Origin of the sequence: Exiguobacterium sp. U13-1 (assembly GCF_001750115.1) — a bacterium.
In the GTDB taxonomy this organism is placed as follows: domain Bacteria; phylum Bacillota; class Bacilli; order Exiguobacteriales; family Exiguobacteriaceae; genus Exiguobacterium_A; species Exiguobacterium_A acetylicum.
On record NZ_CP015731.1, the window covers coordinates 1,550,790 to 1,571,575 of the forward strand.

Annotated in this window: 18 protein-coding genes and 1 other annotated feature; of the genes, 13 read left to right on the plus strand and 5 right to left on the minus strand. The window is 48.9% G+C overall.

Translation table 11 applies throughout. The features are described from left to right. The first annotated feature begins 36 nt into the window (after positions 1–36). Both ESP131_RS07865 and ESP131_RS07870 read left to right on the plus strand, forming a co-directional pair. Positions 37–1,866: an anaerobic ribonucleoside triphosphate reductase gene (locus tag ESP131_RS07865; RefSeq protein WP_047391109.1), complete on the plus strand. Its 1,830-nt coding sequence runs from the start codon at positions 37–39 to the stop codon at positions 1,864–1,866. Then, complete coding sequence (locus ESP131_RS07870; protein WP_047391112.1) at positions 1,838–2,326, plus strand: 4Fe-4S single cluster domain-containing protein; 489 nt, start codon at positions 1,838–1,840, stop codon at positions 2,324–2,326. The genes ESP131_RS07865 and ESP131_RS07870 overlap by 29 nt, the downstream gene beginning before the upstream one ends. Before the next feature lie 20 nt (positions 2,327–2,346). On the opposite strand, the gene ESP131_RS07875 is transcribed toward ESP131_RS07870, so the two are convergent. Continuing rightward, positions 2,347–3,819 carry a DHA2 family efflux MFS transporter permease subunit gene (locus tag ESP131_RS07875; protein WP_029341214.1) on the minus strand — a complete coding sequence of 491 codons (1,473 nt, stop codon included), beginning with the start codon at positions 3,817–3,819 and terminating at the stop codon, positions 2,347–2,349. A 169-nt stretch (positions 3,820–3,988) separates the two neighbouring features. Between ESP131_RS07875 and ESP131_RS07880 the strand changes: the two genes are divergently transcribed. From ESP131_RS07880 to ESP131_RS07920, 9 genes are all read left to right on the plus strand, one after another. Beyond that, positions 3,989–4,897, plus strand: a complete 909-nt coding sequence (locus ESP131_RS07880) for a TetR/AcrR family transcriptional regulator (RefSeq protein ID WP_035398167.1) — start codon at positions 3,989–3,991, stop codon at positions 4,895–4,897. A gap of 71 nt (positions 4,898–4,968) precedes the next feature. Beyond that, positions 4,969–6,411 carry a SulP family inorganic anion transporter gene (locus ESP131_RS07885; protein WP_047391118.1) on the plus strand — a complete coding sequence of 481 codons (1,443 nt, stop codon included), beginning with the start codon at positions 4,969–4,971 and terminating at the stop codon, positions 6,409–6,411. A 125-nt stretch (positions 6,412–6,536) separates the two neighbouring features. Further along, positions 6,537–7,361: a fumarylacetoacetate hydrolase family protein gene (locus ESP131_RS07890; RefSeq protein ID WP_047391123.1), complete on the plus strand. Its 825-nt coding sequence runs from the start codon at positions 6,537–6,539 to the stop codon at positions 7,359–7,361. Positions 7,362–7,648: 287 nt separating this feature from the next. Beyond that, entirely contained in the window at positions 7,649–8,395 is a 747-nt protein-coding gene (locus ESP131_RS07895; protein WP_029341218.1) for a DeoR/GlpR family DNA-binding transcription regulator, read from the plus strand. Further along, on the plus strand, positions 8,392–9,312 hold the full coding sequence (gene pfkB / locus ESP131_RS07900; protein WP_047391128.1) for a 1-phosphofructokinase: 921 nt from the start codon (positions 8,392–8,394) through the stop codon (positions 9,310–9,312). Before ESP131_RS07895 ends, pfkB begins: the two co-directional genes overlap by 4 nt. A gap of 17 nt (positions 9,313–9,329) precedes the next feature. After that, on the plus strand, positions 9,330–11,264 hold the full coding sequence (locus tag ESP131_RS07905) for a PTS fructose transporter subunit IIABC (RefSeq protein WP_029341220.1): 1,935 nt from the start codon (positions 9,330–9,332) through the stop codon (positions 11,262–11,264). Between the two features lie 105 nt (positions 11,265–11,369). Continuing rightward, a complete protein-coding gene (locus ESP131_RS07910) occupies positions 11,370–12,515 on the plus strand; it encodes an FUSC family protein (RefSeq protein ID WP_023467731.1) in 1,146 nt (381 codons plus the stop codon). A gap of 70 nt (positions 12,516–12,585) precedes the next feature. Further along, positions 12,586–12,790 (plus strand) — a binding site (T-box leader). A gap of 60 nt (positions 12,791–12,850) precedes the next feature. After that, the gene (locus ESP131_RS07915; protein WP_047391131.1) at positions 12,851–14,500 is read left to right on the plus strand and encodes an aromatic amino acid hydroxylase; all 1,650 of its coding nucleotides are present in this window, start codon (positions 12,851–12,853) and stop codon (positions 14,498–14,500) included. Positions 14,501–14,561: 61 nt separating this feature from the next. After that, positions 14,562–15,083 (plus strand): pyrophosphohydrolase domain-containing protein, encoded by a 522-nt coding sequence (locus ESP131_RS07920; RefSeq protein ID WP_029341222.1) that lies wholly within the window; start codon positions 14,562–14,564, stop codon positions 15,081–15,083. A 63-nt stretch (positions 15,084–15,146) separates the two neighbouring features. Here ESP131_RS07920 and ESP131_RS07925 read toward each other — a convergent pair whose 3' ends face one another. The 3 genes from ESP131_RS07925 to ESP131_RS07935 form a co-directional block, all read right to left on the minus strand. Then, on the minus strand, positions 15,147–15,443 hold the full coding sequence (locus ESP131_RS07925; RefSeq protein WP_029341223.1) for an MGMT family protein: 297 nt from the start codon (positions 15,441–15,443) through the stop codon (positions 15,147–15,149). Then, positions 15,440–16,408, minus strand: a complete 969-nt coding sequence (locus ESP131_RS07930) for a cation diffusion facilitator family transporter (RefSeq protein ID WP_029341224.1) — start codon at positions 16,406–16,408, stop codon at positions 15,440–15,442. Before ESP131_RS07930 ends, ESP131_RS07925 begins: the two co-directional genes overlap by 4 nt. A gap of 119 nt (positions 16,409–16,527) precedes the next feature. Further along, positions 16,528–17,013, minus strand: a complete 486-nt coding sequence (locus ESP131_RS07935) for a pyridoxamine 5'-phosphate oxidase family protein (RefSeq protein WP_029341225.1) — start codon at positions 17,011–17,013, stop codon at positions 16,528–16,530. Positions 17,014–17,176: 163 nt separating this feature from the next. Between ESP131_RS07935 and ESP131_RS07940 the strand changes: the two genes are divergently transcribed. Then, positions 17,177–18,187 (plus strand): LLM class flavin-dependent oxidoreductase, encoded by a 1,011-nt coding sequence (locus ESP131_RS07940; RefSeq protein WP_023467737.1) that lies wholly within the window; start codon positions 17,177–17,179, stop codon positions 18,185–18,187. A gap of 19 nt (positions 18,188–18,206) precedes the next feature. On the opposite strand, the gene ESP131_RS07945 is transcribed toward ESP131_RS07940, so the two are convergent. After that, positions 18,207–19,475 (minus strand): MFS transporter, encoded by a 1,269-nt coding sequence (locus ESP131_RS07945; protein WP_047391141.1) that lies wholly within the window; start codon positions 19,473–19,475, stop codon positions 18,207–18,209. A gap of 120 nt (positions 19,476–19,595) precedes the next feature. Between ESP131_RS07945 and ESP131_RS07950 the strand changes: the two genes are divergently transcribed. After that, the gene (locus ESP131_RS07950; protein WP_051656228.1) at positions 19,596–20,786 is read left to right on the plus strand and encodes a helix-turn-helix domain-containing protein; all 1,191 of its coding nucleotides are present in this window, start codon (positions 19,596–19,598) and stop codon (positions 20,784–20,786) included.

Sequence of the window (20,786 nt, forward strand, 5' to 3'; positions counted from 1 at the left end):
TAGTGATTATAAAAAAGCGTGAGAGGAAGAAGAATCATGGAGAGCTTAGAAGCGTTACTCACACCACCGCAAGATATCGAACAAGAGAATGCAAACATTGATGGCAAAACACCGCTTGCGAAATTACAGCGGATTGCTGGGGAAGCAGCGCGGCAGATGATGCGACGACATCTCGAAGCAGATGTCTTGCAGGCGCTTGACGACAACATCTTGTATATCCACGACGCCGATTATTACGTGACCGGTACGACGACGTGTGCTCAGATTCCGCTCGGTCAGCTACTCTCGAACGGATTTCAGACGACACACGGTTCAATCCGACCAGCGCAAGACATCCGTTCTGCCCTCGCCCTTGCGGCAATCATCGTCCAAGCGAATCAAAACATGCAGCATGGCGGACAAGCCTTCGCGACCTTTGACGATGATGTAGCGCCATTCGTCGAAAAGACCTACCAACGCGAATGGACCAAACTAAACGCCCTTGTGCCGCATTGGAAGCGACGCAAGCGGGAGCGGCGCGCATGGCAGGAGACGTATGAAAAGACGTTTCAGGCGTGCGAAGCGTTCATCCATAATACGAATTCGATGCATTCACGCGGCGGTGGACAGGTGCCGTTTTTATCCGTCAATTATGGGACGAATACGACGCAGGCAGGGCGGCTCTTTCAGCGCGCCTTGCTGACAGCGACGGAACGAGGGTTAGGAAGAGGGGAGACGCCGATCTTTCCGATTCAAATTTTTAAAGTCAAACAAGGCATCAACCTGTCACCGACGGATCCGAACTACGATTTGTTTCAACTTGCCACCCGCGTGACAGGAAAACGATTGTTTCCGAACTTTGCGTTTCTTGATGCACCATTTAACTGTCAGGAGCAACCGGGGGGAGCAGAAGTCGCGTATATGGGATGCCGGACCCGTGTGTTTGAAGATCGTGGAGACATCCCGTCCGTCACAGGTCGAGGCAACTTATCGTTTACGAGCATCAATCTCGTCCGTTTGGCACTTCAGAGTCAAACCGTCGATCAAATGTTCGAAGCCGTCCAAGAGACGACAAGACTTGCATGCCGGCAACTCATCGCGCGTTATGAGTTCCAGGCAAGTCGAACGGCTGACGAGTTTCCATTTTTATATCAACATGTCTGGAAAGACGGTGAGATGCTAAAAAGTACGGATCAGGTGGGTCCGGTCCTCAAGCACGGGACGTTAGCAGTCGGCTTCATCGGTCTCGCGGAATGTTTGACCGTTTTGACGGGCAATCATCATGGGTATTCCGAACTGGCGCACCAGATTGGTATTGCCTTGATTCAAGCGATGCGAACGGTCGTCGACAACTATGGCGAGATGACGGGATTGAACTTCAGTTTACTGGCAACTCCAGCTGAAGGGTTATCAGGTAAGTTCACACGTCGTGATGCTAGTGACTTCGGTGAAATCAAAGGAGTGACTGATCAGCCGTATTACACGAACTCCTTTCATATCCCTGTCGATGCGCCCGTGACGATCCGTGAAAAGATTCAACTCGAAGCACCGTTTCATGCATTATGTAATGGTGGACATATCACCTATGTCGAGACAGATGGTGCCCTTGCTGGAAATCCGCAAGCGATTGAAGACATCGTTCGTTTGATGGCGGAAGCTGGAATCGGCTATGGGTCAATCAATCATCCCGTCGATCGTTGTCTTGATTGTCGAACGGAGCAGACAATCGAGGATCAGTGTCCGGTTTGCGGAAGTAGATCGATCGAACGGATTCGACGCATCACAGGATATCTCGTCGGTACACTGGACCGTTGGAATGAGGCAAAACGGGCTGAAGAGCAGAATCGGGTGAAGCACGATGTTACGCGTTCTTTCCCTTCATCCTGATTCTGTCGTTGATGGACCCGGTTTGCGAACGGTCCTGTTTCTTGCCGGTTGTCCACACCACTGTGTCGGCTGTCATAATCCGTCCTCCTGGGATCCGGCAGGTGGAGTGGATTGGACGATTAAAGAAACAGTGGAACGGATTCAGGCGATCGGAAATCGTCGTTTAACATTATCCGGCGGCGAGCCGATGCTTCAAGCGGCAGCACTTGTGCAACTTCTCGAACAACTTGGACCAGATTATGACGTCATTTTATATACTGGCTATTTACTAGAGGAAATCTTACAGCGTCGACGGTGGCATCCACTAATACTGCGACTAGACGGACTCATCGATGGTCCGTTCATCCTGTCGAAACTCGACCGAACGACACGTTTTCGGGGCAGTACAAATCAACGAATTTATGATCGACAGCAACTGCAAAAAAGAGTGTTACACGAAAACAAAAACTCCCCCGTCTGAATAGACAGGGGAGAATCAGGTCATGCATATTTTTGTTCTTGATCGACGGATTCGACGACTGCGAGTGTCGTCGTCCGTCGTTTTTTGATGAAGAACGATAAAATCAGTGCCGCGAGTGCAAGTAACGTTGCGATGAAGAACGTATCGTTGATTCCTTCGATCATCGCCTGCATTTGCAACCATTCCGGATTAGCGGCTTCAGGTTGTGAAGCAAGTTCCGGAACGTGATGTTTCGTCCGCGACGTCATGATCGTCACGAGCAGACCTGAACCGATCGCACCCGATACTTGTGACAACGTATTGTTCAATGCCGTACCATGGGGCGTCAAGTGTTGCGGAATATGGTTCAACCCGTTCGTCATGACGGGCATCATGACCATCGAGATTCCAAGGAAACGTAGCGTATACATGATGACGAGGAACGCGTATGACGTATCCGCAGCTAGCTGACTAAACGAGAACGTCGTTAAGACCGTCAGTGATAAGCCGATGATCGCAAGGATCCGAGCACCGAATCGGTCGAACAGACGACCTGTGATTGGTGACATGATCGCCATGACGATCGCACCCGGTAACATCAAGAGACCAGAGTGAAACGGTGAGATACCGCGAATCGTCTGGATATAGATCGGCATCAAGATCATGGCGGAGAACATCGACATGTTCAAGACCATCGAAATTCCTTGCGATAAGGCGAACATCGGATAACGGAAAATCCCGAACTCAAGCATCGGTTCTTCGAGCATGAATTGACGTATAATAAAGGAAGTCAGACTAATCACACCGATGATCAATGATCCGATGACCGTCCAAGATCCCCATCCGGCAGAACCAGCGGAACTAAATCCATACAGCAAACCACCGAAACCAAAGCTTGAGAGAACGAGTGAAAATAAATCGAGTTTGAGTGTGCTACGAACCGTCTCTTTCTTCAATAAGAAGGCACCCGTGAACAGTACGAGTAATGCGATCGGTGTAACGAGATGGAACAACATCCGCCATTCATAATGTTCAAGAATCCAGCCGGACAATGTAGGTCCGATGGCTGGGGCGAACGTGATGACAAGTCCGAAGATGCCCATTGCTTGTCCGCGTTTCTCGATCGGGAAACCGGTCAAAAGAACGTTCATTAATAGTGGCATCATGATCGCAGAACCAGATGCCTGCATCATCCGCGCACCGAGTAGAAGCGGGAAGACGTGTGCTTGTCCAGCGATGATTGTACCGAGTGAGAACAGCGTCATCGCCGTCAAGAACAGTTGACGTGTCGAGAACTTCTGGACAAGGAAGGCCGACGTTGGAATCATGATTCCGTTGACGAGCATATAGCCCGTCGTCAACCACTGGGCGGTGCTTGCCTGAATACCGAAGGATCCCATGATCGACGGTAAGGCGATATTAAGTAACGTTGAGTTCAGGACCGCAACGAACGCACCTGCCATAAGGACAGTTAAAATTAAATAAAGTCGTGATGATTGCTTGCTTGATTGCATTTCGTTATGCTCCTTTTGTACTACGAGTCTAAAATGTTAGACTTGAATTCTATGACTAACTTGGCTATCTTACCAGGCTAAGTCGAATGAATTCAAATTATTTGCTTCATACACTAAAATAAGTGATTGTTAAACCATTGCAATCATTTGAACAGAAAAGGACAAGACCATGAATCCAAAAAAGAAACAACTTCTAGATGCCGCCTATCAGCTATTCGTCGAAAAAGGTTATCAATCGACGTCCATCCAGGACATTCTTGAGCACAGTAACGTTTCCAAAGGAACGTTCTATAACTACTTCTCCTCTAAAAATGAATTATTCATCGATGTATTTAATACCGTCTTTGAAAAGATGCGGACAGCGCGCAAGGAAATTCTCGTCGGACGAGATGTCTCAGATTATGAGACGTTCATTCAACAAGGTAACTGTTACTTGGAACTGATGCAAAAATATAAATTGTATACGTTGTTCGAAGAGGCGATTGCTTCAAATGAAAAAGAACTGAAGACGTTCATGGAGAATAACCGTCTTCTCGAGATCGAATGGACGTTTGAACGATTACGTGATTTATTCGGTCAGACGAAAGAACCGTATCTTCTAGATTTAGCGGTCATTTATACAGGAATGTTGCAATATGCGATGTACTTCTTCCGACAATCCGAACCGAACACACAACCGGAACGTGTCGTCCGTTACGTATTCAATCGATTGACGCATCTCGTCGAAGACGTCAGTCGGACGGAAGAACAGTTGATTCCGCCGCGCTTCCTATCCGTTTGGCTCGATCGGCCACAAGATGAAGTCGTCATTCGGAAGGATTTGTTCGAGAAGACGAGTGCGCATATGAAACGCTTGATTACCCTGTCATCGATTTCCGATGAATCGAAGGAAGCCCATGAAGAGGTTCTTGATTTCATCTATGAAGAACTACTCGAACGGAAGAAACCAAAAATTCATCTTCTACGCCGGGCACTCGAGACGATGGACGAAGATCCGGTCTTTGCGGGTCAGGAAATCATGGCAACCTATAAGGCGATGGTCGATGAGATTGCCCGTGTGCGGACCAAAACTTCCTAAAAAGGTTGATTTTTGAAACTAACCAGATTACACTGAGACCATTCATGTTAGAAAAGGGGTCTCATCATCATATGTTTACTCAATGGAAAAAAGAGTGGTTCCTGCAACCAAAAGCGGATTTGCTGTCCGGAATCGTCGTCGCCTTAGCACTCGTTCCGGAAGCAATCGCGTTTTCGCTGATCGCTGGCGTTAATCCGATGGTCGGTTTATACGCTTCCGTCATCATTGCAATCGTCATCTCGATTGCCGGCGGTCGTCCCGGAATGATTTCAGCTGCGACCGGTGCGATGGCACTCGTCGTCGTCCAGCTCGTCAAGGACCATGGTGTCGATTATTTACTAGCTGCCGGTATCCTTGCCGGAATTCTACAAATCACGTTCGGATTTTTAGGAATTGCTAAGTTATTACGATTCATTCCTCGATCCGTCATGGTCGGATTCGTCAATGCGTTAGCGATTTTGATTTTCTCGGCACAACTGCCGCAGTTCGAAGGACAGAACTGGATCATGTACGCAATGGTTGCCGCATCACTCGCCATCATCTTGTTATTCCCACGCGTGACGAAAGCAATCCCGGCACCACTCGTTGCGATCACGATAATGACAGTGTTGACGGTCGTCTTCTCACTCGATACACGAGTCATTGGAGACATGGGACAAATCGAAGCGGCGTTACCAAGCTTCTTCTTACCGGATGTTCCGTTCTCACTTGAAACGCTCCAAATCATCTTCCCGTATGCTTTGTCACTTGCATTCGTCGGTTTGATCGAATCGTTGCTGACGGCACGAATCGTCGACGAGATGACGGATACGACGTCGAACAAAGCAATGGAATCACGTGGACAAGGAATTGCGAACATCATCGCGGGTATGTTCGGTGGAATGCCGGGCTGTGCGATGATCGGTCAATCGGTCATCAATGTCACGTCGGGTGGGCGTGGGCGATTGTCGACATTGACAGCAGGTGTGTTCCTAATGCTGTTGATGTTTACGATGAATGATCTATTGATGACGATTCCAATGGGAGCACTCGTCGGTGTCATGTTCTTCGTCTCGTATGCGACGTTTGACTGGGGTTCATTCAAGATGCTCAAGACGTCACCAAAAAGTGATTCTGCGGTCATGCTCGCAACTGTTCTCGTCACTGTATTGACGAACGATTTATCAATGGGCGTTCTTGTCGGGATCTTGCTTGCGGCGTTATTATTCGCTTCAAAAATTTCGCGCATTCAAGTCGAGCGCAAGGAGCAAACAGATCGAGTCCGTTACACGATTCGTGGCCCGTTGTTCTTCGCGTCGACGACAGCATTTGCGGAACAATTCCAGCTCGACGCTGATCCATCGTCCGTCATCACGCTCGATTTCTCGGCGTGTCACTTGTTTGATGATTCCGCTATCGAAGCGATCGAAAACGTCGTCTTGAAATACGAACGTCTCGGCAAAAAAGTCGAACTCACTGGATTGAATGAAGAGTCGCAAGCGCTCGTCGATCGATTAGCGCAGCGAATCGCATAACGGAAGAGGATATGAGGAAGTGGTCGACACGATGTCGACCGCTTTTTTGTTTCCTTCTGATTGACGATGAGAAGTGCGTCCCTTGATTGGTTTCGCTATACTAAAAACAAAAGGGGGCAGTTAAGATGAAATGGTTTCGATTTGAGCATGAAGGAAAAGTAGGTATCGGGGTTGAACGGGATGGCTCTACATATGATGTGACGGCACAAGTCTATACGGATTCATTGTTTGAAGTGATTTCACGTGAGTTCGATGTTGACCTTGATCTAGATATCGCGCCACTACTTAAAGGGGATGTTCGTCAGCTCGCGCCGTATGTACCGGCACGAAACGTCATCTGTGTCGGCAAGAACTACGCCGATCACATCAAGGAGATGGATACGGCGGGAGCAGGGAAATTCGTCTTGTTCACGAAAGCACCGACATCGATCGTCGGTCCGTTCGAACCAATCGAACGGCATGCGGATTTGACGCAGCAACTGGATTATGAGGGGGAACTTGCTATCATCATCGGCACAACGGGGCGTGATTTGACACCAGAAAATGCACTTGATCATGTGTTCGGCTATAGTATCGTCAATGACGTGACGGCTCGGGATCTACAAAAAGAACACGTTCAGTTCTTCCGTGGTAAATCGCTTGATGGGTTCTGTCCGTTCGGACCGGTCATCGTCTCAGCGGAAAGCTTTGATCCGTTTGACGTCCTCGTCGAGACGCGCGTGAACGGGCAACTCCGACAGTCGGGATCAACCGCGTTGATGTTACGCGACGTCGTGACGATTTTAGTTGAAGTGTCGCGCGGAATGACGCTTGAAGCAGGGGACATCATTGCGACAGGAACTCCAGCTGGTGTCGGGCACGGTATGAAACCACCGGTCTACCTTCAGACAGGGGATGTCGTCGAGGTATCGATTGAAGGAATCGGTCGCCTGCAAAATGAAGTCCAGTGAACGAAGATGACCGAAATGATTGAATTTCATTCACCGCTTTCCACATTACTTTGGAAAGCGGTTTTTTATTTTGCGAAATACATAGATAATTTGAAAAATGATTGATTTTATTCGATAAAACAGTCATCATATGACCGTTTTTGATGTATAATGAAACTATAAGGACGGTTTAATGTCGAAAAAAGTCGTATTTTGAACGTTTTATAGAGAAATTATATAATTTTTGAACGTTTTTGATTGATTTTTGAATGTAAACGCTTTATATTATAGATGTGGAGGGAAACCTTATGTTAACGAAAAAACGCCATCAACTCATTCTCGAATTACTAGCTCGAGAAGAAGTCGTCAAGATGCAAAAAATCGTCGAGCAAACCGGTGCCAGTGAGTCTACGATTCGTCGGGATTTATCACAGCTTGAGACAGCAGGTCATCTGCGTCGGGTGCACGGGGGCGCGACAGCGAACCATTTGCAAATTGAGGAACCGAGTTACTTCGAAAAGAGTGACAAACATGTCGAAGAAAAGGAACGGATCGCACGAGCGGCCGCTGACCTGATCGAAGACGGGATGTATGTCTACCTCGATGCCGGAACGACGACGCTTGCCATCGTTCCGTATCTCGAAGAGAAGGCGATTACGGTCGTGACGAACAGTCTTCCTCTAGCGAACACGTTACTCTATCACCGTATCCCGACGTTCGTCGTCGGAGGTCAACTGAAGCATTCAACGCAAGCACTCGTCGGTTACAACGCACGTGAAGGAATGTTGATTTACCATTTTGATGTCGCGTTCCTTGGGATGAACGGTGTTCATCCGACACAAGGCTTCACGACACCAGATCCGGAAGAGGCACTCGTAAAGAAGACAGCGATCGAGTTAGCAAAACAATCGTATGTACTCGTCGATGAGACGAAACTGGATGCAATCAGCTTCAGTCGGGTGGCGTCCTTGCAAGCGGCGACGATCATCACGACGACATCCAGCGAGCAAGAAGCGAAATACAGTCAATACACAGAGGTGGTGAACGCGAAATGATTTATACACTGACACTCAATCCATCCATCGACTATTATGTCACGTTACCGGTATTTGAGGCAGGACAAGTCAATCGTGTCGAACAGGCGGAAAAAGTGGCCGGAGGGAAAGGAATCAACGTCTCTCTCGTCCTAAAAAACTATGAGGTAGAAACACAAGCACTCGGATTCCTTGGAGGAAGTACCGGACAATTCATTCGGACGGAACTCGAGAAACGAGGCGTGTTAACCGACTTCACACCGATTCAAGATGAGACGCGGATCAATGTTAAGATTCGTGCTGATCAAGAATCTGAGTTGAATGCAGCGGGACCGAAGATTCAACCGGAAGAGCTAGAGCATTTATTATCCCGATTCAAGACGATGCAAGCCGGTGATATCGTCGTCTTCGCAGGCAGTATCCCAAGCAGTCTACCGCATGATCTCTATCGTCATATCGCGACGATCTTGAATGAACGGAACGTCCGCTTCGCAGTTGATACGACGAAGGAAGCGATGCTTGAAGTCTTACCGCTTGGTCCATTTTTAATCAAGCCGAATCACCATGAACTCGGTGAAATCTTTGACGTCGAGATTACGTCGAAGGAGATGGCGGTTCCTTACGCCCAACAACTCGTCGAGCGTGGTGCCGAGAACGTGGTCATCTCATTTGCAGGAGACGGAGCACTGCTCGTCAATCGTCAAGGTGCCTACACGGCAAACACACCGGCTGGGAAGCTTGTCAACTCCGTCGGTGCTGGGGACTCACTCGTCGCCGGATTCGTTGCCAGCCATGCGCTTGGCAAATCACCAGAAGAAGCATTCCGCTATGCGGTCACGACTGGTAGTGCGTCTGCTTATTCCTTCGGTCTTTGTACGAAGGAAGATATCGATCGTCTTCTCGAAGACGTCAATGTCGTTGAACTCATTCAATCCTAAAAGGAGTGTGACTACTCATGAAAATTACAGATCTCTTGACACGTGATACGATTCAGCTCGATTTACAAGCGTCATCTAAAGCCGCTGTCATTGACGAACTCGTCAACGTCCTCGATCGGGCAGGAAAACTGAACGATCGCTCGGCATATAAAGAAGCGATTCTCGCACGGGAAGCGCAAAGTACGACAGGTTTAGGGGAAGGCATTGCCATCCCGCACGCAAAAACAGCAGCGGTCAAAACACCAGCAATCGCTTTCGGTCGCTCGGCAGGTATTGATTACGAAGCACTCGATGGTCAACCAAGTCGGTTGTTCTTCATGATTGCAGCAGGAGAGAACGCGGATAACGCGCACCTTGAAACACTCTCGAAACTATCTGTTTATCTGATGGACATGAACTTCCGTGATACGATTCTTGCAGCTAAAACGAAAGATGAAGTCATCGCGGCAATCGAAGCGAAAGAACGCGAAGAAGAAGGTCCAGTTGACGTCTCAAGCGACAACGTCGATCAAGATGCGCCTTATATCCTTGCTGTCACAGCTTGTCCGACAGGGATTGCACATACGTATATGGCAGCTGATGCTCTGCGTCAAAAAGCGGAAGAGATGGGTGTCCGTATTAAAGTTGAAACAAACGGATCGACTGGTGTCAAAAACGGTTTGACACAACAAGACATCAACGATGCGACAGCAATCATCGTCGCAGCGGATAAAGCGGTTGAGATGGATCGCTTCAACGGGAAACACGTCGTCGAAGTACCAGTTGCGCAAGGGATTCGTAAACCACAAGAATTGATCAACCGTGCTGTCAAACAAGACGCACCTGTCTATAAGGCAAGCGGCTCGGGTGAGAGCTCGAAACCAGCCCGCGGTGGCTTCTATAAACACTTGATGAGCGGTGTATCGGCAATGTTGCCACTCGTCGTTGCTGGTGGTCTCTTGATCGCGATCAGTTTCTTCTGGGGAATCAACTCCGCGAACCCGGATGATCCATCATACAATGAATTCGCTGCTCAGTTAATGACAATCGGGAAAGCGGCATTCGCTCTCTTGATTCCAATCCTTGCTGGATTTATCGCGATGTCGATCGCCGATAAACCGGGTCTTGCTCCTGGTCTGATCGCTGGTTTCCTTGCAAGTAACGGTAACGCTGGTTTCCTCGGTGGATTGATTGCCGGTTTCCTTGCAGGTTACGTCGTTCTTCTGCTCGTTAAAGTCTTCAAAGGTCTCCCGGCAGCACTTGAAGGAATCAAACCGGTCTTGCTCTATCCACTGTTTGGTTCGTTCATCACAGGGATAATCATGTTGCTCGTCGTCAATGAACCAATCGCGCAATTCATGAAATGGCTCACCGATTCAATGAACGATCTCAGTGGTGGGAACGCAATTCTTCTCGGTATGCTCGTCGCAGCTATGATGGCAATCGACATGGGCGGTCCGATCAACAAAACAGCATACGTTTTCGGTACAGCTGCTCTTACAGCAGGTAACACGGAAGTCATGGCAGCCGTCATGGCGGGTGGGATGGTTCCACCACTCATCGTTGCTTTCTCATCGACATTGTTCGCACGTAAGAAATTCACACCGCAAGAGCGGGAAGCGGGTATCGCTGCTTACGCAATGGGTGCATCGTTCGTCACAGAAGGTGCGATTCCATTTGCTGCTGCCGATCCACTCCGCGTCATTCCATCAAGCGTTATCGGTTCAGCGATCGCTGGTGCGTTGACAATCGTCTTCGGCGTCTTGCTCCCAGCGCCACACGGCGGTATCTTCGTCTTCCCGTTACTTGATGGTCCATCAGGTACGGTCATGGCAATCGTCGGTTACGCGGGTGCGATCCTCATCGGTTCACTCGTCGGTGCGGCAATCCTCTCCTTCCTCAAAAAACCGCTTGTTGACCAATCGGTCGCGAAAGCGGAAATGACAGAAGGAACAGGTACAAAAGCATCATAATTCATCTAAATCCTCTCCGTTTTCAAACGGAGGGGATTTTTTGTTGAATTTTGACGGCTAACGGTGAAGAATAGAGGGCATACTGAATAAGAAGGAGGGATGGACATGGGTGGACAATCCTTACAAATCGGACCACGGACCATCAAGACAGGTCTTGCGGTCATCCTGGCGCTGTTGATCAGTAATCTGTTCAACCTCAGCCCGATCCTACCTGCGATCTCGGCAGCGACGACACTCCTGCCTTCGGTCTATCAGACATGGAAACAATTTCTCGAGGAAGCAGAGGCCAACTTGATTGGTGCCTTTTTGACGTTACTCGCCCTTTGGATATTAGGGGATAATCCGGCGAATCCGCTTGCAATCGGAATCGTCATCATGGCAGCAATCTCGATTTTGCTAGCCTTTGGTTTCGGGCGGACGATTCCACACGTCGTCTTGATGATCATTGTCATTCTCGAAAGTGTGGCGACAGCGACCGAACCACTTTGGCAAGTCGTCTTGATCCGTTACTTGCTCGTCATGCTCGGGATTGGCTGTGCGCTCGGCATCAATGCGTTGATCTTCCCGCCGCGTTACGGCAATGTCTATTACCAGAAAGCGACGAAACTCTTCGAGAAACTGCTCGTCGTCACGCGAGCGATTGCCTTCGAAGGAAAGGTCGCCCCATATCGGGCGGCGATTGATAAAATGTCAAATTCGCTCCTTGAGACACAAAATCTGTTCAACCTACACAAGGAAGAGATTCGAGGAACACGTCAAAAGCACGCCTCGCTCTTACGGAACCTCTTGATTCTCAAACATATGCAATCGTGCCTCGAACGTGGTGTCGCGACGGCAGAGCGCTTCAGAGAGCGAGAGAAGGCCCTTGACTCGATTGCGGACGATCTTCGGAGTGAATTGTTTTATCACTTGATGCATATCGCACAGCGACAAGAGAAGGTCTTGCTGACATATGATCTCTTGTTGACGGAAGAACCACTCGCGATGGAGGATCTCGTCAAAGAGAACATCGCTTTCGTCAAGCACTCTTTCCTTGACCGCGATGAACTCGAGGAAGAAGTCATCATGGAAATCTTACCGATCGTCGTATCGATGAATGAGTGGATCCAAGAGCTTGAAGCATTCGAAAAACGGCTCAACGGTGCGCTTCGTCGTCATATCACATCACTGACGATCGAACAAAAATCAGTCCGTGATAAAACATTTAATCGATTTAAACGTAAAAAAGCCATTGACGAAAGTAAAAAGTAAGCGTATAGTCCTCCTTAACGATACTTTACTTGCTAAAAGCATAACAGTATAACAGCATAACAGAACGAAAGATTAAGCGATGATGAAACCGAAGTAAAGACCATCTCCCTGTTTCAGAGAGCACGTGGCGCTGCGAACGTGTACACAGATGGTGTTGAATTACAGTTTCTGAGCTTCTTGCGTAAGCGAGCGGAGCAAACCGTTATCCCGATCATGAGTGACTCAGTCGACGACTGGGTAATCAGGGTGGTACCGCGGCTTTCGTCGCCCCTGTCGAACGATACGTTCGGCAGGGGCTTTTTTGTTATCTATCATTCATTCAAGGGGGAACTCATATGTCTACACCAATCATTCCAAGTCACTTACGTCCACACGTCGCACCACAGCACTACGAAGACTACACACCAACGGATCATGCCGTTTGGAGATACGTCATGCGACTGAATCTAAATACGTTACAAGATACAGCACACCCGGCATACCTCGAAGGGCTTGCTGCATCGGGCATCAGCCCGGAACGGATTCCGGATGTACGTGAAATGACAGCGAACCTAAGCCGTGGAGGCTGGGGAACAGTCGCTGTTGATGGTCTCATTCCTGGCGTCGCCTTCTTCGATTTCCAAGGGCACGGACTCTTGCCGATCGCGACCGACATCCGGAAGGTCGATAACATTCTTTACACACCAGCGCCAGATATCTTGCATGAAGCAGCGGGGCACGCACCAATCTTGATGAATCCGGTCTACGCGGAATTCGTTCGTCGCTTCGGTGAGATTGGGGCACATGCCTTTAACCATAAAGCAGAGCATGACGTGTTCAAGGCACTGAAGAAATTGACAATCGTCAAAGAGAGCCCATTCTCGACGCCAGCCGATATCGAACAAGCTGAAATTGAGCTCGCGGAGACACGGACACACGTCAAAGGGATTTCGGAAGCGAACGAAATCTCACGTCTGTTCTGGTGGACGGTTGAATTCGGTCTGATTGGTGATATCGACAATCCACAAATCTACGGGGCAGGTCTTCTATCATCAGTCGGTGAAAGCCGTCACTGCTTAACGGACGCGGTCGTTAAACATCCATTCTCGCTTGAGAAAGCACTTGCGACGAAACATGACGTGACGAGCATGCAAAAAGAACTCTTCGTTTGTGAATCGTTCGAACAGCTCCGCGATGCACTTGAAGAATTCGCACAGTCGATGTCTTACATCCGCGGTGGTATTCACGGACTGACGAAAGCGGTCGAATCGGGTAACCTATCGACGCTCGTCTTCGACAGTGGTCTCTCGCTCGTCGGTGTTCCTGAAACGCAAGATATCCACGATTCGCTGCATCTCGTCAAACTAACAGGTCCGACAGCGCTTGCTGCGAACGGTGAAGTGTTGACAGGTCAAGGACTTGCAGATCATCCGGAAGGCTTTACATTCCTTCACGGCAAGGAATTGAACGAAGTATTGATGCAAGTCAAAATCGGTGAACGTCTCGACTGGGCGGAAGGAAATGTTCGCGTCACAGGGAACATCACAGCGATTCAAAACGTCAATGGAAACCGGGCGCTCATCGTCTTAGAGGCAGCGACGCTTGCAAACGACGGAAAAACGATGACGATGGACCGGATGGAATTAATCGTCGGTGACATCACGTCAGCATTCCCGGGAACGGAAGTTGAAGCACTGAAGCCGATTCCAGAAACGGTCGAGTTCGAACGAATCGAACGTCCGTTGACAGCGGCCGATCCGATCTTCGAAGTCGTCCGCGAGATTCGCGAAGGACGTGCCGGACGAGAACGGTTACCGCAACTGATCGATCAGACACTCGTCCAGTTACCGGACGCATGGTTACTCCGTCTTGAATTACTTGAGTTAGCGGATGAAGTCGATCAACCACGTCTGATTTCAGATCTCGAGCGCTTAAAAGCAACGTCTGAGCAGCGAGATGAATTGATTACGCGTGGAATGGCTTTACTCGACGTCGTTCATCAATGAGTCGAACTCCGGTTCTGAACCTGTTAGAATGGAGACATTCGGTAAAAGGGGATGATCGGTTATGACAAATTATTATCAAGACGTAAAGGAATTCCACCGTGTGTTTTCACACCCTGGCGCAACGACGCCAACACCTATGACGGTCGATCGTGGAATCAAACGATCGACTTGGACGGCGGAAGAAGCGGTCGTTGAGTTTCTGCATCAATCAGCGACGAGTGAAGCAGAATTTCTCGAAGCGATCGAACGTTTCAAGTCAGGGCTTGATACAGCAGTTGAAAAATCGCTCCAGATGAAACAACCCGACACAGATGTCGAACGGCTCGTCGGACAAGGGGATGCCTTGACGGACGCCCTCTACTTCATCATGGGAAGCTTCGTTGAGATCGGGCTTGATCCGGCTCCATTGTTCGAGATCGTCCAGCGTGCGAACATGGCGAAGCTTGGACCGGACGGAAAACCAATCTTCCGGGAATCGGACCAAAAGGTCATGAAACCGGAAGGCTGGCAACCACCGGAACCACAACTGGAAGCAGAAGTACGTCGACAAATCGCTGTAGCTTCGAGTACGTCGAAGGCTTGATTCATTACGATAAAAAGAGAGGGATGACTGGTCTGCGAACCGGTCATCCCTCTCTTTTTGTATCTATTCGCTTTTGACTTGATAATGCGATAAATCGAGTTGACGGGCGGTGAGGAACTCGACACCTTCTGCTTCAAGCGCAAGTCGCTGTTCATCGCCTTCAAGCGATAGTTTTCCACCAGCAGCAAGCACGCGGTGCCACGGTAGACGTTCCGTCTTACTCATGCTGTGAAGAATCCGCGCTACTTGTCGTGCGCTACGCGGATGACCGGCGAGTCGAGCGACTTGCCCGTAAGTCATGACTCGACCAGCAGGGATCGAACGAATGATAGTCAGGACATCTTGCGTGAATGGTGTCATGTTTCGTCCGTAGCAACGACATACTGTTGAATCTTATCGTCTTCATCAAAGCCGATCGTCACATCGATGATGCCTTGCTGCAAACGAATCTGGAGTTCGAGACGGTCCTTGATATCGTCCGCTTGTGCGATCGTCAACGTCGGGTCGACTTCAATCTCGACTTCGACGTGGAAATGATCGCCTTCCTTAATGACTTCTAGTTTACTAATGTCCTTGACGTCAGGGTCCTTCATGATTAGTCCGCCGAGACGTGCTGCCATCGTCTCATCGGCTTCACCCAGTGCACCAGCTGCGTTTTGCAGGAAGACATTCCCGACGACGTAAAACATCATCAGTCCGATGAGGATCGAAGCAATTCCTTCTGCCTGATGGAACGGTGTTACATGCGAGATGATGACGGCGATCATCGCGACGACACCACCAGCCGTTGCGACCAAATCTTCCAGGAACACAAGGCGTGTGGCTGGTTTTGCTTGTTTGAGTGAGCGGAAGCTGTCAAGAATCAAGCGTGGTCCTTTCGAGTCTAACTTCGCATCGTGTGCGATCTCTTGCATCGCTTTAACAAATACGCCACTCTCTAAGACGACACCGACGAACAAGACAGACAACGTGATCCAAAAGCCAGTTGATTCCGTCGGTTCGATGATGTGGGCGATCCCTTCATGAATCGTTTCGTACGCCATGATGCCGACGAAGAGGATGGCGCCGAGCAACACGAGATTGACGAGACGACCGAAGCCGTTCGGGAATCGTTTCGTTGGTGCCTTTTTACTGAGGGCAGAACCGATGAAGACGAAAAATTGGTTGGCAGCGTCCCCGAGCGTATGCATCATCTCCGCGAACATCGCGACATTTCCCGTCAGGACGTAGGCAATTGCCTTGATGATGGCGATGACAGAGTTAACGATGCCTGCCGTCAGCGCCGACCGGTTTCCCCGGCGTAATAACGTAAAAAATTCTCCCATGATTGTACTCCTTTTAGTTAAGTTACGTATTAGTTCACTTTCTTATGTTAACTTAATTTTTCTGAAACGACCACTCCGACACATAAAACCCCCACGCTTTTCGCGTAGGGGTTAAGAGGTTAAGACAAGTCGACTGTTTTATTGATTTCGTTCTCATCGTCTTTGCCGACGACTTTCTTCAATACTTGTTTGACGGATTTAGCAGTATTTCCAGTTTCCCAGTACTCGGCTGCTTCCGTGTTGACTTTAATCAAGACGACTTTCGGATCTTCATATGTCGTTCCGAGATAGGCTTCATAGCGTGGACTCCAGAGTTCTTTCTTCCGTTCGATGTCTTCAACGAGTTCCGCTGTTCCGCGGATCGAGACATATGATTTGTCAACATATGCGACATTGACGCTCGGATTCTTAAGTAGTTCTTGATATTTGTCTGTTTCTTTTGAAGTGAGGAACCAGAGGTCGCCATCAAATTCGATATCCTGTGTTTGCATCGGACGCGATACGAGTCCTTCTGCTGAAATCGTCGTCAGCATCGCTGTTTCGATTTTATCAATCAGTTTCTTGACCGTTTCGACTGCTTCTTGATTCGTAGTATGCGTTGACATGTAACTCCACCTCATTCGTTAGATTTTTATGCTCACTTAGGCATTGTTCCCTGAATCTCAAAATGAAAACGTCCCCATGATGGAAAGAAGCAGTTTCGTTGCACGGTACAACGAGGAGGCGTACAGTGTAGGTACGCATTCGAAAGAAAAAGGAGAGACATACATGAAACTTAGTATTTTAGACCAATCCCCGGTCTCTAAAGGACAATCCCCATCTGATGCCTTACACGAAACGGTCGAGCTCGCGAAAATCGCGGACGAACTCGGCTATCATCGTCTGTGGGTATCCGAGCACCACTTCGCTAAAACACTGGCTGGTTCGAGCCCAGAAGTCTTGATCGCCTACATGGCGGCAGTGACGAAACAGATTCGCCTCGGTTCAGGCGGTGTCATGCTGCCGCATTACAGTGCCTATAAAGTCGCAGAGAACTTCCGTGTCCTTGAAGGGCTTGCACCAAACCGGATCGACCTTGGACTCGGTCGGGCACCAGGCGGTATGCCGCTTGCGACGCGTGCGTTGCAGGAAGGTTCGTCCCCACGTTTTGGTGGAGCCGATTACGGCGAACAACTCGATGATCTCGTCGATTACTTGAAAGACGGTGCTCCTGCCGGACACCGGTTCGCAGGACTCGTTGCAACACCAGAAGTCGATACGACACCAGAGGGCTGGTTGCTTGGATCAAGTGGGGGTAGTGCCTTGAACGCCGCACAACGCGGGTTCGGATTTGCATTTGCTCACTTCATCAATGGACAAGGTGGTCAGGAAGTGATGGATTACTACCGTCATAATTTCATGGCGACGTCGTTCAATGAGACACCACAAACGCTCGTTTCGATCTTCGTGACGTGTGCTGAAACGACGGAAGAAGCAGAACGTTTGGCGTCAAGCCTGGATTTGTCCCTACTCTTACTGGAAAAAGGGGTCTCGTCGACAGGAACGCCAACTCCGGAAGAGGCAGCGGCGTATCCGTATACGTTCCAAGACCAATTCCGGATCGCTGAAAACCGGAAGCGGATGATCGTCGGTAATCCGGAATCCGTTGCAAAACAATTGCAAGAGCTCGCCGATTCCTACGGCACAGACGAAGTGATGATCGCTTCGATGATCGCAGACAAGGAAGCAAAACAACAATCATTGAAATTAATCATGGACGCCGTCAAAGCGACGGTCTGACCGATACGCACGTCCTTTCTCACGAAGTGAGGGAGGACGTGTTTTTTGCGTCTGCTACAGGAATGCTCTCGGACAAGATGTCTTTACGAAGTCGGAGGAATCCGAATGATGCCGCACCGAATAAGCCGACTGTACCGACTCCAAGTAGCACGATGATAGACACATGATCACTGAGTAAACCAAACAATAGGGTACCGATCGGCATCATCGCCATCGCGACCGATTCCAGAACACCGATGACACGTCCGAGATAAGCCGGATCGGTCTGTTTTTGGACGATGAGCTGTAGTGGAATGTTCATCCGTAAGACGAGCATGCCGTCGATGAACAATAGGATCATGAAAAAAGGTAGTAGTAGAGCAGATGGAACATAGCCGGATAGCGCTAGTGTAGGAAGCGCATAACAAGAGGCGATTAAAAAGAGCGACTCGAATATCGTTCGTAACGGACGTTTCACCGTAAAGCGAGGTAAGGCAAGAAGCAACGAAGCGACAAGAAGACCGGCACCTAGTGCGGACTCGACCACTCCAAACCGAAATGGTGTGAATTGTAGTCGATCGAGCAAAATGATCGGTAACAAGATTTCGAAAGCGACAAAAAAGAAGTTCAGGACGATCGCCATCAGGACGAGTGTCGTCAATACTGGTTGACGGAACAGATAGCGGTAGCCTTCTTTAAACGCCGAGACGAAAGACGGAGTATCGGTAGTAGCTAGAGGAGAGGTATCCACTGCAAGAAAGCGGAGACGGCTATTCCACCAGGCAGCAGAAGCAAACAAGAGAAACGGTAAAACCAAAAATTGCGTGATGGAGACAGCGGCGATGAGCAATCCCGCAACGAGTGGAGCGGTGATCGTTGAGGTCGATTGAATCGTCGAGAAGAGGGCGTTCCCGCGTTGTAACTCCTCTTCTTGTACGAGTTGCGGTAACGAGCTTGATAAGGTGACGGACAGGAACGTCGACAGGCTCGTCAAGAGGACACTTGCGATGATGTAATGAACGGTATGTAGAGGGGCTTGTAGCGAATAGAGCAAAAGTCCGAACAAGACGAGTGCGCTTAAGCTCTCGGTCATGACGATGATTCGTTTGCGGTTCCATCGATCAGCGAGGACACCAGCAACCGGTGAGAGCAAAATCCGTGGCACCGATCCTGCAAGCAATACGAGCGCGAACTGAAAACCAGACGATGTTTCCCGTAAGACGGTCAGTCCGGCGACAAACGTAAAGAGACTAGCCGCGAACAATGAACAAAACTTTCCGAATAAGACACGCTTTAAATTAAATGACATCCTGTTCACTCCTTCAGAGTTAAATTTTATTGAACTTTAGTGTAGAATAAAAGAGTGGAAGAAAAATGTAAAGAAAAAGTTAAATTTAATTTAACTTTTATGATAAAAGGAGTGACCAGTGTGTTAGGGGAACGTATCAAACAGATCCGAAAACAGAAAAAAATGACACAAACGGACGTTGCGACCGGTATCATCACGAAGTCGATGCTCAGTATGGTCGAGAATGGGAAAGCGACACCGTCTGTACCCGCACTACAGGCGATTGCTAGGCGATTACAGGTGACGGTCGAAGAATTGATGCTTGATCCGCGGGATGTTCAGATGCGGGAACTCATCGAAACAATCCGTTCGCGGCATACCCCATATTTTTCAGACGAAAAAATTCAGGAACTGCTAAAACCTTACTTGGTTCCGGAAACGACTTCTTATTGGCAAGGGCAGGTCTACCATAAATACGGCGATGCCCTCCGAACGAAGAATCCGGAGCTTGGTTTGACGTATTACGACCAAGCGGAGCAGATTTTTCGACAGCTCGGTCGTCAAGATGAGCAGTTGCTCGCTCAGATCTCGAAAGTCTATTTTTTATTCAATCTCAAACGGACAAAGGAAGCATACGAGCTGATCGAAGCAATGGATGTACCACGCGAGATTCCACTTGCGCCAAAAACCTATTTAAATTTCCAAATCTTGCGTGCACTTCGAGCAAGTTTGTTCGATGATCACTACACAGAAGCGATCGCCTTATTGCGTGAAGGGGTTCAGTATATGCGGGAGCAAGATGTCTATTATCATGTCATTTCGTTTCAACGTTTTCTCGGACTGTTTTTATATCTAGAAGGGGAAATCGAACAATCACAGCAAGAGTTTGATCGATTGGAGCAGTTTTTTGCATTTAGTGAAACGACTGCCGTTGGACGGATTGAAGTCGATTTGACGAAAGGACTCATCGCGATTTTTGAAAACGATACGACCGGCATGCAGATGGCGTGGGAAAAACTCGTTACTGTGGCGATCGACGACGCGAAACATTACATCGGACAACTCGAAGTCCATCTCCTTGTGAACGGCATCGAATTACCGAATCAGACGCTTCAGCAGAGCGTCGATAAGATATGGGAGATGCAAGATGACTGGCTTGCGGCGAGTGGGTTCGACCAAGCGATGATGTTGCGGACGCTCGTACTGGCGATGCAACAAGGTGTCGGTCAGGAACGGCTGAATGATGTCTTGCGATTGAAGGATGATCTTCAAAGTGACCGCCTCAAAGGCGATCTTGAGCGAGAGATACAAACATTGGTTAATATTCAATGA

Excerpts from the sequence above, each read along its gene's own strand:
- ESP131_RS07910 (WP_023467731.1), top strand. The coding sequence starts at position 11,370 with ATGGGTGGACAATCCTTACAAATCGGACCACGGACCATCAAGACAGGT.
- ESP131_RS07875 (WP_029341214.1), bottom strand. The coding sequence starts at position 3,819 with ATGCAATCAAGCAAGCAATCATCACGACTTTATTTAATTTTAACTGTC.
- ESP131_RS07890 (WP_047391123.1), top strand. The coding sequence starts at position 6,537 with ATGAAATGGTTTCGATTTGAGCATGAAGGAAAAGTAGGTATCGGGGTT.
- ESP131_RS07895 (WP_029341218.1), top strand. The coding sequence starts at position 7,649 with ATGTTAACGAAAAAACGCCATCAACTCATTCTCGAATTACTAGCTCGA.
- ESP131_RS07865 (WP_047391109.1), top strand. The coding sequence starts at position 37 with ATGGAGAGCTTAGAAGCGTTACTCACACCACCGCAAGATATCGAACAA.
- pfkB (WP_047391128.1), top strand. The coding sequence starts at position 8,392 with ATGATTTATACACTGACACTCAATCCATCCATCGACTATTATGTCACG.
- ESP131_RS07935 (WP_029341225.1), bottom strand. The coding sequence starts at position 17,013 with ATGTCAACGCATACTACGAATCAAGAAGCAGTCGAAACGGTCAAGAAA.
- ESP131_RS07925 (WP_029341223.1), bottom strand. The coding sequence starts at position 15,443 with ATGACACCATTCACGCAAGATGTCCTGACTATCATTCGTTCGATCCCT.
- ESP131_RS07905 (WP_029341220.1), top strand. The coding sequence starts at position 9,330 with ATGAAAATTACAGATCTCTTGACACGTGATACGATTCAGCTCGATTTA.
- ESP131_RS07915 (WP_047391131.1), top strand. The coding sequence starts at position 12,851 with ATGTCTACACCAATCATTCCAAGTCACTTACGTCCACACGTCGCACCA.
- ESP131_RS07885 (WP_047391118.1), top strand. The coding sequence starts at position 4,969 with ATGTTTACTCAATGGAAAAAAGAGTGGTTCCTGCAACCAAAAGCGGAT.
- ESP131_RS07940 (WP_023467737.1), top strand. The coding sequence starts at position 17,177 with ATGAAACTTAGTATTTTAGACCAATCCCCGGTCTCTAAAGGACAATCC.
- ESP131_RS07920 (WP_029341222.1), top strand. The coding sequence starts at position 14,562 with ATGACAAATTATTATCAAGACGTAAAGGAATTCCACCGTGTGTTTTCA.
- ESP131_RS07880 (WP_035398167.1), top strand. The coding sequence starts at position 3,989 with ATGAATCCAAAAAAGAAACAACTTCTAGATGCCGCCTATCAGCTATTC.
- ESP131_RS07945 (WP_047391141.1), bottom strand. The coding sequence starts at position 19,475 with ATGTCATTTAATTTAAAGCGTGTCTTATTCGGAAAGTTTTGTTCATTG.
- ESP131_RS07870 (WP_047391112.1), top strand. The coding sequence starts at position 1,838 with ATGTTACGCGTTCTTTCCCTTCATCCTGATTCTGTCGTTGATGGACCC.
- ESP131_RS07930 (WP_029341224.1), bottom strand. The coding sequence starts at position 16,408 with ATGGGAGAATTTTTTACGTTATTACGCCGGGGAAACCGGTCGGCGCTG.